Source organism: Demequina silvatica (assembly GCF_000971215.1).
Lineage (GTDB): Bacteria > Actinomycetota > Actinomycetes > Actinomycetales > Demequinaceae > Demequina > Demequina silvatica.
In genome coordinates, this window is the sequence record NZ_BBMA01000005.1 from 37,285 (window position 1) to 49,816 (window position 12,532).

Annotated in this window: 11 protein-coding genes and 1 other RNA gene; 3 read left to right on the top strand and 9 right to left on the bottom strand. The window is 72.2% G+C overall.

The genetic code is table 11. The annotated features are described in order from the left end of the window. The 4 genes from AOM05_RS07660 to AOM05_RS07675 all read right to left on the bottom strand — a co-directional run bounded on the left by AOM05_RS07660 (window position 1) and on the right by AOM05_RS07675 (window position 4,692). Window positions 1-993, bottom strand: a complete 993-nt coding sequence (locus tag AOM05_RS07660; protein WP_062520946.1) for a phosphotransferase family protein — start codon at window positions 991-993, stop codon at window positions 1-3. Between the two features lie 110 nt (window positions 994-1,103). Continuing rightward, complete coding sequence (locus AOM05_RS07665; RefSeq protein ID WP_062520948.1) at window positions 1,104-1,328, bottom strand: hypothetical protein; 225 nt, start codon at window positions 1,326-1,328, stop codon at window positions 1,104-1,106. Between the two features lie 113 nt (window positions 1,329-1,441). Continuing rightward, complete coding sequence (locus AOM05_RS07670; protein ID WP_062520950.1) at window positions 1,442-3,601, bottom strand: DEAD/DEAH box helicase; 2,160 nt, start codon at window positions 3,599-3,601, stop codon at window positions 1,442-1,444. A gap of 248 nt (window positions 3,602-3,849) precedes the next feature. Next, complete coding sequence (locus AOM05_RS07675) at window positions 3,850-4,692, bottom strand: helix-turn-helix transcriptional regulator (RefSeq protein ID WP_062520952.1); 843 nt, start codon at window positions 4,690-4,692, stop codon at window positions 3,850-3,852. A 123-nt stretch (window positions 4,693-4,815) separates the two neighbouring features. Here AOM05_RS07675 and AOM05_RS07680 point away from each other — a divergent pair, with 123 nt between their 5' ends. Next, window positions 4,816-5,598, top strand: a complete 783-nt coding sequence (locus tag AOM05_RS07680; RefSeq protein WP_062520959.1) for an SDR family NAD(P)-dependent oxidoreductase — start codon at window positions 4,816-4,818, stop codon at window positions 5,596-5,598. A gap of 42 nt (window positions 5,599-5,640) precedes the next feature. On the opposite strand, the gene rnpB is transcribed toward AOM05_RS07680, so the two are convergent. Beyond that, window positions 5,641-6,017, bottom strand: an RNA gene (rnpB, locus tag AOM05_RS07685) — RNase P RNA component class A. Window positions 6,018-6,114: 97 nt separating this feature from the next. Between rnpB and AOM05_RS07690 the strand changes: the two genes are divergently transcribed. Next, the gene (locus AOM05_RS07690) at window positions 6,115-7,311 is read left to right on the top strand and encodes an aminotransferase class I/II-fold pyridoxal phosphate-dependent enzyme (RefSeq protein WP_062520961.1); all 1,197 of its coding nucleotides are present in this window, start codon (window positions 6,115-6,117) and stop codon (window positions 7,309-7,311) included. Here AOM05_RS07690 and AOM05_RS07695 read toward each other — a convergent pair. Next, window positions 7,301-8,683: a glycoside hydrolase family 30 protein gene (locus AOM05_RS07695; RefSeq protein ID WP_062520963.1), complete on the bottom strand. Its 1,383-nt coding sequence runs from the start codon at window positions 8,681-8,683 to the stop codon at window positions 7,301-7,303. The genes AOM05_RS07690 and AOM05_RS07695 overlap by 11 nt on opposite strands. A 74-nt stretch (window positions 8,684-8,757) precedes the next feature. Here AOM05_RS07695 and AOM05_RS07700 point away from each other — a divergent pair, with 74 nt between their 5' ends. Further along, complete coding sequence (locus tag AOM05_RS07700; protein WP_062520965.1) at window positions 8,758-9,531, top strand: YaaA family protein; 774 nt, start codon at window positions 8,758-8,760, stop codon at window positions 9,529-9,531. On the opposite strand, the gene AOM05_RS07705 is transcribed toward AOM05_RS07700, so the two are convergent. The 3 genes from AOM05_RS07705 to AOM05_RS07715 all read right to left on the bottom strand — a co-directional run bounded on the left by AOM05_RS07705 (window position 9,528) and on the right by AOM05_RS07715 (window position 12,529). Then, entirely contained in the window at window positions 9,528-10,313 is a 786-nt protein-coding gene (locus tag AOM05_RS07705) for an SDR family NAD(P)-dependent oxidoreductase (RefSeq protein ID WP_062520970.1), read from the bottom strand. The two genes, AOM05_RS07700 and AOM05_RS07705, sit on opposite strands and share 4 nt — an antisense overlap. Window positions 10,314-10,377: 64 nt before the next feature. Beyond that, complete coding sequence (locus AOM05_RS07710; protein ID WP_062520972.1) at window positions 10,378-11,268, bottom strand: helix-turn-helix transcriptional regulator; 891 nt, start codon at window positions 11,266-11,268, stop codon at window positions 10,378-10,380. Between the two features lie 52 nt (window positions 11,269-11,320). Then, window positions 11,321-12,529 carry a hypothetical protein gene (locus AOM05_RS07715; protein WP_062520974.1) on the bottom strand — a complete coding sequence of 403 codons (1,209 nt, stop codon included), beginning with the start codon at window positions 12,527-12,529 and terminating at the stop codon, window positions 11,321-11,323. Window positions 12,530-12,532 lie beyond the last annotated feature (3 nt).

A 12,532-nucleotide genomic window follows, 5' to 3' on the forward strand; every position in this document is an offset into this window, starting at 1 on the left:
TCAGACCCGCACGTGCCCGAGCGCCGCCATGACCCGGTCCAGCTCGGCGCGGCCGAAGTCGTACACCTGGGTGTCGGTGTGGCCGCGGTACCTGGTCTCGACCGTCATGATGACGGCGAGGTAGAGCGAGTAGAGGCGGCGGCGCGTGCGCTGCGCGGGCGTGAGCTCGCCGAGCCCGAAGCCGGCCATGAAGTCGGTCGGGTCGTCGAAGCCGGCGAGGTCCAGTCCGGTGAGGCCGGCCTCCATGAGCGGGTCGCCGTAGAGGGCGCGCTCGTGGTCGAGGATCGCGACGATCCGTCCGTCGCGGATCATCGAGTTCTTGGTCCACAGGTCGACCTCGATGAGGCGCGGCTCGGTGACCTCGTCGAGCGCGTCCGCGTGGGCGGCCAGCACCTTGCGGATGACGTCGGGATCCCAGCCGAGGTCGATCTCTACCGCCTCGCCGTCGCGCAGCGTGGCCTCGAAGGCGTCGGTGAAGGCCTCGCGCCACGTCGCGAAGCCGGGCCCCTCGAGAGGGCCGAAGTGGGGACCCACCACGGTGTTGATCTCGCGGTTCAGCGCGCCGAGCTCGCGGTTGCCCGCCGCGATGGTCGCGGCGTCGAGGCGGCCGTCCGCTGCGGCGAAACCGAAATTGTCCGCGTCCACGAACTCCATGAAGAACAGGTCCGCGTCCACGACCTCATGCGTGAGGTCGACATGGTCGATGCGCGGGACGGGCACGCTCGTGTGCGCGGCGACCAGCCGCATCGCCGCGAGCTCGTTGCGCATCATGCCGTGCTCGCGCGTGAGGACTGCGACGTCCGCGGGCGGCGCGATCTTGAGCACGGCCTCGCGGCCGCTCGTGAGGCGGATGCGGTAAGCGACGTTGAACCAGCCCTCGGTGATCTCGGTCGCGAAGTCGTCGCCGTCGGGGACCTCGTCGGCGCCGTACGCGCGCGCGATGAGCGCCTTGAGGGTCTCCGTGGACTGGCGGTTCTTGGTGAGGCTCTCCATCGAGTCTCGCCCCTTTCATGCGGGTGTGTCGGGACGATGCGGCGGTGCACCGATCGCGCCAGCGTACAGCAAACCGGCAGGGGTGCCGGTTTTACGTCGCCCTGCAGCCGTCAGGGCGCGGCGCAGCCCTCGCCGTCGGCGAGCGAGGGGACGCCGATCGCGATGAGCCCCCGCGCCAGCAGGGTGCAGTCCTCGTCCTCGCCGACGCTCGCGGCGGCGGCGCCCGCGAGCCCCGCGGCGAGGGCGATCCCGGCGGCCGCGACGGCGGCGACGCGGCCGCGCGTGTCCCATTCGGTGCGGCGTCGGGTCCCTGCGGACGGGCGTGAGGATCGCATGGGTCGACTCTTCCGCGCACTCGCGTGCGCGCGCATCACCCGGGAGGATGGGATCGCCCTCCCCCGTATGCGGTACTCCCCTGAGGGCGGACCTCAGGGTGTGGCCGCTGCTCCTAGTGCAGGCCCTCCGCCTCGAGCGCGTCCGTCAGCAGTGCGACCAGGGCGTCGAGCTGCACATCGGCGGAGGACTCCCCCTCCTCGATCGCGACGCCGTCGAGCGCCTGCGCCGCGAGTCCGGACTTGCTGTCGATGAGCTCCGCGATCTTCGCGTCGATGGTCTGCGCGGCGATGATGCGCCACGCGGTGACCGGCTCGGACTGGCCGATGCGGTGGATGCGGTCGATCGCCTGCGTCTGCTCGGCGTCCGTCCAGGACAGCTCCGCGAGGATGAGGTTGGACGCGACCTGGAGGTTGAGCCCGACGCCGGCGGCCATGAGCGAGCACACCACCACCTGGACCTCGGGGTCCTCGGTGAAGGCCTTGATGTTCTGGGCGCGCGCCTTGGCGGTCTGGTCGCCGCGGATGGAGGCGTAGCGGATGCCGCGGTCGGCGAAGATCTGCTCGGCCTGGTCCATCACGTCGACGTGCTTCGCGAAGAACACGACCTTGCCCACGTTGCGCGCGAGCTGGACCGCGTAGTCCGCGGCGAGCCCGGCCTTCGCCTGGCCGATCTTGCGGACCATCTCGAACACGTTCTCGCCCTTGCGCTTCGAGCTCGAGTCCTTGAGCTCCGCGGCGGCGATGCGCCGGGCGAGATCGAGGTCGATCCCGTCCTCCGGGCTCGCCTCGCGGCCGGCGGTCGCGCGGCGGTAGCTCTCGACCATGCGGGCGGCGAGCGCCGTCTCGGCGGCGCGGATCGACCGCCCGAGCGGGCCGTCGAGCTCGACCGGGAGGTCCGCGACCCGACGTGCGGGGATGTCCGCGGCGACGTCGACCTTGCGCCGTCGCACGATCCCCTGGTCCACCACCGCGGTGCGGGCGGCCGCGTACCAGCCGCCGTCCGTGGGGATGAGGCCGGTGTCCTCGAGCGCGGTCATGAGTCCGCCGAGCGGCTTGTCGTCGTCGATCCAGCCCAGGAACTGCCAGATCGCGCGGAAGTCCTCGATGTCGTTGATGAGCGGCGTTCCCGTGAGGGCCATGAGCAGCGGCCGGGCCGTGCGCTGGCGGATCCGCTCCGAGAGGGCGAGCACATGCTGCGAGCGCTGCGAGCCCTTGTTCTTGATGAAGTGGGCCTCGTCGAGCACCATGCCCTTGAAGCCCAGGTCGCCGAACCAGCCGACGTGCCTGTCGAGGATGTCGTAGTTGACGATGACGACGTCGGCGAAGGCGTCGACCTGGTCACCGTCGCCGTGGACCACGGTCGCGCGACGATGCGGGGTCCACAGCTCGACCTCGTGCGCCCAGTTCGTCTTGACGACGTTGGGCACCACCACGAGCAGCGGGTACGCGTCGGCGGCCTGCGCGGCGATGAGCGCCTGGGCCGTCTTGCCAAGGCCCGGCTCGTCCGCCAGCAGGAAGGTGCGGTGGCCGCGCGCGGCCGCGGTGACCAGTTGCGCCTGGTGCGGCATGAGCTCGCGACCCAGCGGAACGCGGGTCGCGGTTGCGGTGAGGGCGGTCGGCTCCGGCAGGTCCATGCAGGCGCGCGCGCCGGGCGCGTCGCGCTCGAAAGAGCGGAACAGCGTGTCGAGCAGCTCCCAGCTCGCGAGGCGTCGTGGCGCGGCGGCGCGGCGCTCCTGCGCGACCCCGAAGTCGGGGGCGAGGAAGGGGTTCGCGAGCCGGTGGGCGATCGCGGACTGCGGCACCACGCGCTTGTCGGACTCGGGCGCGACCGCCACGGGGGCGGGCGGCTCCGGCTCGTCAGGGACGTCGCGACCGGCGGATCGGAGCACGGTCGCCTTGTAGGTCCGTGCGGACTCGGACACGCGTGCGTCGTCCGCCAGGAGCGCGAGCAAGGAGGTGTCGCGCGCCGCGATCTTCGCGAGGATGGTCGCGAGACCGTCGAGCCGCTTGAGCTCCTCCTCGCGCTTGGCGAGGGACAGGTCGGGGTCGGACTTCACGCGGGCCCGCTCCTCGCGTACCAGCAGGGCCACCACCTGGTACTTGGTGCGCACCGAGGTGCGCGTGGGAGGACGCTGGACCACGCGGTCCACGTCGCGGGCGATGGCCGCAAGCAGGGGGATCAGGCCCTCCTCGGTGGGCCGTGACGCACGCCGACGCTGGGTACCGCCGGTGGTGCGCGTGCGACCCGATCGCCGCTGCCCTGCTCCTGCCACTACGCCTCCTCCTCGGTTCGCGACGCATGCGCGGCGCGATGTCCCGCCCTGGAACGGCCGCGAGAACGCGGGTCCCGGTCCTCGGTGTCCTCGCGCGGACCGCGGGCCGTTCAGATGGGCCGGCGGCGCGTCGGGCGGTGCCGATGCCGAGGTGGGCGGGGTGCGACGCGCCGTGGCGCGATCGCTGGTGCGCCTGCATTATACGGCGGATCGCCCGTTCAGGGCGAGCAGGCGCGCGGTGCGGGCTGTCAGCGGGCTGACATCTCCTCGGCGCCGACCACCTTCAACAGTTCGAGCCGTTCCCGGCTCACCTCGCTGTCTCGGGCCGTGAACCACAGCAGGTGCTGCGAACCGTCCGCCGTGTAGAGGTTGTGGCAGAGCAGGTCGATCGCGCCGATGGTCGGGTGCACGAACACCTTTGCGTCCACGCGCCGCAGGCGTACCGCCCTCTCCTCCCACAGGCGCGCGAAGTCCTCGGACGCCTCCGTGCATCGGGCCACCAGGTCCGCGAGGCGCTCGTCGTCGGGCGCGCGCCGCGCCGCCGCCATGCGCAGGTCCGCGACCAGCGATTCGGCCAGACGCGCGTGGTCCTCCGCGGGATGCGCGGCACGCTGCTGTGGATCGGTGAACCACCGGTAGACCTGGCTCGATCGCGGCCACGGCAGCCCCTGACGCTCGCCGAGCAGCGCACGTGCCAGGTGGTTCGCGGCGAGCGTCTCCGCCAGGTCCGAGACGATCAACGCGGGAGTGTCGTCGAGGCGGTCGAGCAGCGCGAGCATCGCGGGATCGACGTGGTGATCGGTCGCGCGCGTCGGCACGGGACGCCCCGCGAGGCGGTAGAGGTGGTCGCGCTCGTCGCCCGTGAGCCGCAGCGCACGCGCGAGCGCGCCGAGCATCTGCGGAGATGGCTGGACCTTCGACCCCTGCTCGAGCTCCGTGTAGTACTCCACCGATGCGCCGGCGAGCAGGGCGACCTCGTCGCGGCGCAGTCCGGGGACGCGGCGCCGGGGCCCGGGCACGATCCCGACCTCGCCGGGCGTGATGCGGTCGCGGCGGGAGCGCAGGAAGGCGCCGAGCTCGGGGAGATCCATCCGCCCAGTATGTGCCGCCCGGCGCGACGGAAGGTAGGGGCGCCGACCCCAGGGTGAGCGCCCTCTTCTCGGGCCGTCGACCTCACCGCACGCTGGTTCCGCAACCCCCTGAAGGAGAACTTGATGAACGACGCCACCCGCACGCCCCTCGCCCTCGTCACGGGCGCCAACCGCGGCATCGGCCGCGCGACCGCCGAGGAGCTGGCCCGCCGAGGGCACGACCTGATCGTGACGTACCGCAGCCACGCGGAGGAGGCCGCCGAGACCGTCACCGCCGTCGAGGCGGCGGGGCGACGCGCCGTCGCACTCCCCCTCGACATGGCGGACCCCACGGACATCACCCGCCTCGTGAGCGAGCTGCCCGACGTCCTCGAGCGCACCTTCGGCACCACCACGCTCGACACGCTCGTGAACAACGCCGGCTTCGGCGCGGACACCCGCCTCGGCCGGACCACCGCGGAGGTCCTCGACGGCCTCTACGCCACCCACATCCGCGGGGTCTACCTGCTCACGCAGGCGCTCGCGGCACCCGCGGACGGCTCGCCGCTGCTGGCGGACGGAGGCAGCATCGTCAACCTCGGCACAGGCCTCACGCGGTTCGTGCACGTCGGGCGCGACGCGTACGCCGCGATGAAGGGCGCGGTCGGCGTCCTTACCGGCTACTGGGCGCAGGAGCTCGGGCCGCGGGGCATCCGCGTCAACACGGTCGCACCCGGGCCCGTCGAGACGCAGTTCTCGGGATGGGTGGGCGACGAGACCGTGCGCAAGGTGTTCGCCGACGGCTCCGCGCTCGGGCGCTCGGCCGTGGCGACCGACATCGCCGGCGTGATCGCGTCGCTCGTCGAGCCGGATTCCGCGTGGGTCACGGCTCAGCGCATCGAGGCGTCGGGCGGCTACCGGCTCTGAGGACGCTCCGCTGGCCCGCGCTCCCGCGCGGGCCAGCGAGTGCGGATGAGCTGGCCGATACGCCGGGTTCTGTCACTCCGCCCTGTTACCAGGACGGAGGGGCGACCATCCATCTAGGCCCTGGATTGCTCCAGGGCTCAAGCAACCTACCCGCATGCTCGGGCGAGCAGCCCTCGAACGCATGCTGTCTGGTCTTGCTCCGGGTGGGGTTTACCTTGCCGCTCCTGTCACCAGTCGCGCGGTGAGCTCTTACCTCACCCTTTCACCCTTACCCCGCTCCCGAGGGAGTGGGGCGGTCTGCTCTCTGTGGCACTGTCCCGCGGGTCACCCCGGGTGGCCGTTAGCCATCACCCTGCTCTACGGAGCCCGGACGTTCCTCGGGACCCCCGAGGGGATCACGCGGTCGCCTGGCCAGCTCATCCGCACCGCAAGGATACCGGGGCGGACGCGTCGGACGCATCGTCCCTCGTCGCCCGTGCGCGAGGATGGAGCCCGGACCCGACCGGAGGAGCAGCCATGGAGGTCTCACGGCGCGCGCAGGCGATCGAGCCGTTCCATGCGATGGCGTTCGGCGACCTCGCGAGCGAGCTCGAGGCCGCCGGCCACCGCATCGTCCGCCTGAACCTGGGCGAGCCGGATTTCGGGGCGCCCGCCGCGGTGCGGCGCGCCATGGAGGGGACGATGGACGGGCGTCGCCTCGCGTACACGTCCTCGCTGGGCATGCCGGAGCTGCGCGAGCGGATCGCCGGCTTCTACCGCGACCGCCACGGCGTCGACGTCGACCCCGCGCGGATCGCGATCACCATGGGAGCCTCCGCCGCGCTGGTCCTCACCATCGCCGCGACCGTGGACCCCGGCACCGACGTGCTGATGGCGGACCCCAGCTACCCGTGCAACCGGCAGATCGTCGAGTCCTTCGGGGGCCGCGCGCTCACCGTCCCGACCTCCGCCGCCACGCGCTTCCAGCTGACGCGCGACCTCGTGGGCCAGCATTGGACCCCCGCGACGGGCGTGGTGATGGTCGCGACGCCGTCCAACCCGACGGGCACCACCATCGCGCAGCCGGAGCTCGAGGCGATCTGCGACCTCGCCCGCGAGCGCGGCGCATGGCGCCTGGTCGACGAGATCTACCTCGACACCGCCGACCGCCACCCCGACGGCAGCCCGCAGCGCACGGTGCTGGCGCATGACCCGGACGCGATCGTGCTCAACTCCTTCTCCAAGGCCTTCGGGATGACCGGCTGGCGGCTGGGCTGGTGCGTGCTGCCCCCGGAGCTGGTCGGACCCGTCGAGCGGCTCGCCATGAACTACTTCCTGTCCGCCGCCGCGCCCGTGCAGATCGCCGCGCTCGAGGCGTTCACGCCCGAGTCGCTGGCGGAGGCCGAGGAGCGCCGGCTCGACCTGCTCGCGCGCCGCCGGACCATGCTCGACGGGCTCGCGCGCATCGGCCTGCCGGTGCCCTCGGAGCCGGACGGCGCGTTCTACGCGTTCGCCGACGTCTCGGGCACCGGGCTCGACGCGTGGGACTTCTGCGGGCGCGCCCTGCGCGAGGCGCACGTCGCCCTCACGCCCGGCCGGGACTTCGGCGCGACGCACGGCGACACGCACGTGCGCCTCTCCTACGCGGCGTCGCACGAGGACATCGCGGAGGGGCTGGAGCGCCTGGGGCGGTGGCTCGATTCGCTCGGCGCCACCGGACCCGTCACGCCGTAGCGGCCACCACGAAGGTGTTGAGCGAGTCCGCGGGCAGCTCGACCGCGAGCACCGAGCCGTCGACCAGGAACGTCATCGGCATCGGCTCGGCGAGCGGGTTCTGCGCGACGATCACGATGGACCCGTCCGGGTTGCGGAACGCGAGCTGGTCGGTGTGACCCGTGTACGACAGCGTCGGGATCACCCGCGCGCCGCGCGCCACGAACCCGGACACGTGACGCAGCACGTGGAACTCGTGCGAGTAGCGGTGCGCACCCGTCTCGGGATCGACCACCACGAGCGAGTTCTGCGCCCAGCCCCACCGGCTCACGCCGCCCTCGAGCAGCGCCATGTTCCAGTACATGTACGCGCTCGCGCCGTGCGAGAAGAAGTGCTCCATGAGCTCCCACGCGTGGCGCGCGAGGCGCCAGTCGTTGAGGCCGTCGCCGCACTCCTGCTCCGTCTGGAAGATCGGCAGCTCCGGGTGGTCGTGGTGCACGTGCGGCACCGCTCCCCTGCCCGCCCACTGAGCGCCCACGCCGCGCACCCACGGCGCCGCGGTCGGGTCGGCGAGCACCCGGGTGACCAGCGCATCGTCCGCCCGCTCGAGCGTGCCGAGGAACACGTCGACGCCGCGCGCGCCCATCTCGGGGCCGAGGTGCGCGATGAACTTCGCGAGCCCCTCGGGGGTCCAGGTGCAGGACGGGAAGGGCTGCGCGGAGTTGAACTCGTTCTGCGGCATGACCATGTCGATCGGGATGCCCTCAGCGGCGTACGCGTCCACGAACTTGCCGAAGTAGCGGGCGTACGCCGCGAGGACGGGCCCTTCGAGGCGCATCATGTCGGTGCCCTCGGCGCCCACCTGGTCGGGGCGGATGCCGTTGTCGACCATCCCGGCGAGCCCGTTCGGCAGCGCCGCCGCGTAGTGCCCGTTGACCTTCATCCACGTGGGCGGGCTCCACGGCGACGCCCACACGCGCAGCTCCGGCTGGTGCGCCTGCGCGGCGTGGATGAACGGGATGAGCGTCTCGCGGTCGTGGTCGATCGAGAAGTCGGCCAGCTCGAGGTCACCCGGCGTCTCGTCGTAGGAGTACCAGTCGCGCGAGAAGTCGTTCGCGCCCACCGGCATGCGGCACAGCGACAGGTTGAGCGCCGCGCCGGGCGCGAACAGGTCGCGAAGCACGTCCTCGCGCGCCTCGGGCGCGAGCAGCGCGAGCGCGTCCCAGCCCATCTCGTTGAACGAGGCCCCGAAGCCCTCGACCGCCTGCTGCGGCCGCTCGGTCTCGAGGATCACCGACGGCATGGCCGTCAGCTCGCCGAGCGCGACGGCGTCGCGCTCCTGCCAGGGGGACGATGCGGTGGTACAGGTCCACGCGGCGGCGCGAGCGTTCATGGGTTCTCCCGGATTTGTGTGGGGCTGCGACAATTGTGCCAGACGCCGGGACCATCTCCGCCTACCCTTGTCCGGTGCTCATCCTGCTCCCGCCCTCCGAGGGCAAGACCGCTCCCCTCGCCGGGGACCCCGTCGACCTCACCGCACTGTCGCACGCGGGCCTCGAGGGGCCGCGTCGGCGCGTGGGCGACGCGCTCGCGAAGGTGAGCGGCCAGCGCAACGCGATGGACGTCCTCGGCGTGGGCGCGTCCCTGCACCAGGAGGTCGCGCGCAACCGGACCGTGTGGGAGAACCCGGCCGGCGCATCGTCCACCGTCTATACCGGCGTCCTCTACGACGCCGCCGGCATGGCGGACTGGGATGCCGCGACGCTGGACAAGGCGGCGGGGAGCGTGCGGATCCTCTCGGCGCTGTGGGGCGCGGTCTCCCCCGCCGACCGCATCCCCGCGTACCGCCTGTCGATGGGGACGTCGCTGGGGCGGATCGGCGGGCTCGGCGCCTTCTGGAAGCGCCACCTGCCGGCGGAGCTCGACGCGCTCGCCAACGGCGGGCTCGTCATCGACTGCCGCAGCGCCTCGTACGTGGCGGCGTACCGGCCAGCGGACTCGCCGTGGGTCGCGGTGAGCGTCCAGCGCGAGCTGGACGGCAAGCGCGCGGTGGTGAGCCACATGGCCAAGCACACGCGCGGGCTCCTCGCGTCGCACCTGGTACGGGAGTCTGCGCAGCCGGGATGCGCGGAGGACCTCGCCGACGCGGCGGCCGGGATGATCGGGGACGCGCTCGTGGACGTGAGCCTCGCCCGCAGGGCGAAGGGGCCCGACGAGCTCACGCTCGTGATCGCGGGCTAGGTGAGCGAGTACCCGCCGTCCACCGCGATGGTCTGGCCGGTCACGAACCCGCTGGTCATGAGGAACAGGTAGGCGCGCGCCACCTCGCGGATGTCCGCGGTGCGGCCCAGCGGGATGCGCTCCTCCATCTCGCGGCGCATCGCGAGCACGGCCGCGTCGTCGTGATGGCGCCACAGCGGCGTCTGGGTCCACGTGGGGGCGACCGCGTTGACGCGCACGCGCGGCGCGAGCTCGAGCGCCTTCTCGCGCACCAGGTCGGCGATCTCCTCGTTGCCGACCACCGCCGCGACGCCGTCGCCCTCGCCAGGGCGGCGCGTGGAACCCGCCGTGAGCACGAACGACCCGCCGTCGACCACGCGGTCCGCGAGCGCCTCGAGGAGCGCGCGATTGTCCTCGACCTTGCGGCGGGCGACGTCGCGCGTCGCGGCGTCGTCGTCCTCGCGGACACGGTCGCCGAGCCTCCCACCGAGCGTGGAGACCACGTGGTCGATGTGGCCGACCGCCTCGAGGAGCCGTTCACGGCCCGCGTCCGTGGTGACGTCGAACGCGAGCGCGTTGGCCTTGCCGCGCCCGAGCGCTCCGCACTCCTGGGCGGTCGCGTGAGACTTGGCCGGATCGAGGCCCACCACGATCACGTCCGCGCCGGACAGCGACGCGTCCAGCGCGACCTGCCGCCCGAATCCGGAGGACCCGCCGACCACCAGGATGCGCCGCCCTTTGAGCGAGTGAGGGGCGACGATCGGATCCTCGTACTGCGACGGCGGGCGGACGGCGGTGGACATGGGCGTTCCTCTCGGTCGGGGTCCTCTAGGGCAACGTCCGAGCGCGCGCGAGGGGTTCCGGCCGTCAGCGCAGGGGGACGCCGCCCACGTCGGCCAGCAGCCCCGCGGCCTCGCGCTCGTCGGCCCAGTGCTGGAGCAGCGCGAGCGTGTCCGCGGCGGGTGTCCCCGGCGCGACGGCGTAGACCAGGAGCGTCAGGTCGGGGTCGGACGGCAGCTCCATCGCCTCGAACTCGAGGTCGAGCAGCCCGACCGCCGGGTGGCGGAGCTGCTTGGCGCCCGAGCGATGGAACTTCACGTCGTGGCGGGCCCACAGGCGCCGGAACTCCTCGGAGCGTGTCGAGAGCTCGCCGATGAGCTGGGTGAGGCCCTTGTCGTGGGGGCGCCGGCCGGCCTCCATGCGCAGCAGCGCGGTCACGTCGGCAGTCGCCTGGTCGCGGTCCACGAAGAACTCGCGTGACGCCTCGTCCAGGAACAGGAAGCGAGCCGTGTTGGTGGGGCGCGCCGGGCTGTCGAGCAGCGGCGAGTACAGCGCCCGGGACGCGCGGTTGTGGGCGAGGTGGTCGAGCCGCCCGTTGCGCACCCATGCCGGCGCGCTGATCGAATCGAGGATGCGCTGCACCGTGGGACGCACCGACCCTGTCGGGCGACGCCCGGCCGCGCGGGACGATGCGGGACCGGCCGCACGCGCGAGATCGAACAGGTGGTCGCGTTCGGCGTCGTCGAGCTGGAGCGCGTTCGCGAGCGCCTCGAGCACGGACTCCGACGCGCCGGACAGGTTGCCGCGCTCGAGCCGCACGTAGTAGTCGACCGAGACGCCCGCGAGCATCGCGACCTCCTCGCGGCGCAGGCCCGGAACCCGGCGGTTGCCGCCGTACGCGGGCAGGCCCGCCTGGTCGGGGGTGATGCGGGCGCGGCGCGTGCGCAGGAACTCGGTGACCTCGGCGTTCGTGCTCATGCGTCCACCGTACGGCGGGCCGTGGCGGCGAGGGAGGGACGCTCGGTACCCGTCAACCGCCGATGCCACCGGCGATGATGCTGGTCACCACCACCGAGGTGATGGTGACCGTCGAGAAACCGGCGACGATCATCTTGGGCAGGATCTGCCCCTCGATCGCGGCGCGCTCCTCGTCGTCCTCACCGGCGCCGCGCGCGGCCTCCTGCGAGAGGATCATGGTGCCTGGGAAGCCGTAGAGCGACGTGAGGCCGATCGCGAGCGACATCGCGGGCGAGTACCCGAGCAGCCTGCCGACGATCACGGTGAACAGCGCCATGCCCGCGAGCCCGACCACGAAGGTGACGAGCAGCGGCACGGCGAGGGCCGCCACATCCGCCGGTTCGACGGTCGCGAGCGGGCCGAACACCAGGATCATGATCGCGAGCATCATGAGTCCGAACGAGTCGATGCCGTTGAGGATGTTCGCCTTGAACACACCGGTGGACCGCAGCACGATGCCGAAGATGAGAGCCATGACGAATGTGTTGAGCGTGCCATCGGTGAGGTTGTTGATGCCGATGCTGAGCAGCACGACCACGCCGACGATGAACAGCGTGCCGGGGGTGTTGCGGAGGAACGCGGGGAGCCTGCCGGCGCTCGCCTCCTGCGCCTCGGCGACCACAGGCGCCTGGACGTCGCCCGCACGGTACGCGTCGCGCAGCCGGGTGGCCTCCTTGCGCAGGATGATGGACGTGAGCGGGAAGCCGATGAGTCCCTGCAGCGCCGCGATGAGCACGGGGAAGACCGCGACCGCGGTGAGCCCGACCCCGAGCGCCGCCTCCTGCACGATCAGCACGGAGATGGTGCCGCCGGACAACGCACCGGTGCCCGCGAGTGCGAAGTCTCGCGCGGACGCGAGCAGGCCGTCGTACTCCGCATCGGTGACGTCACCGCCGAACAGGTACGCGGCGCCGAGGAGCAGCACTCCCATGCCGGCCACGGCCGAGATGCCCACCAGCAGCGTGCGCCACTGCTTCTTGAAGTCGTCGAGGCTGATCATCGTGCCCAGGTGGACGATCACGAAGCCCACCACCACCCCCGCGAGCGCGAGCAGCGACGAGGCCTGGAGCAGGTCCTCCGGGAAGATCCCGGTGAGGAACCCGATGAGGAAGATGATCGACGCGACGAACAGGCTCGACAGCAGTGAACGCGTCCGCTTCGCGACCATCTCCGAGACCGTCCACACCGCCATCACCACGACGAATGCGACCACGGGATTCATGTC

Coding starts and splice junctions, on each gene's coding strand:
- AOM05_RS07660 (WP_062520946.1), bottom strand. CDS start 993: ATGGAGAGCCTCACCAAGAACCGCCAGTCCACGGAGACCCTCAAGGCG.
- AOM05_RS07665 (WP_062520948.1), bottom strand. CDS start 1,328: ATGCGATCCTCACGCCCGTCCGCAGGGACCCGACGCCGCACCGAATGG.
- AOM05_RS07675 (WP_062520952.1), bottom strand. CDS start 4,692: ATGGATCTCCCCGAGCTCGGCGCCTTCCTGCGCTCCCGCCGCGACCGC.
- AOM05_RS07680 (WP_062520959.1), top strand. CDS start 4,816: ATGAACGACGCCACCCGCACGCCCCTCGCCCTCGTCACGGGCGCCAAC.
- AOM05_RS07690 (WP_062520961.1), top strand. CDS start 6,115: ATGGAGGTCTCACGGCGCGCGCAGGCGATCGAGCCGTTCCATGCGATG.
- AOM05_RS07695 (WP_062520963.1), bottom strand. CDS start 8,683: ATGAACGCTCGCGCCGCCGCGTGGACCTGTACCACCGCATCGTCCCCC.
- AOM05_RS07705 (WP_062520970.1), bottom strand. CDS start 10,313: ATGTCCACCGCCGTCCGCCCGCCGTCGCAGTACGAGGATCCGATCGTC.
- AOM05_RS07710 (WP_062520972.1), bottom strand. CDS start 11,268: ATGAGCACGAACGCCGAGGTCACCGAGTTCCTGCGCACGCGCCGCGCC.
- AOM05_RS07715 (WP_062520974.1), bottom strand. CDS start 12,529: ATGAATCCCGTGGTCGCATTCGTCGTGGTGATGGCGGTGTGGACGGTC.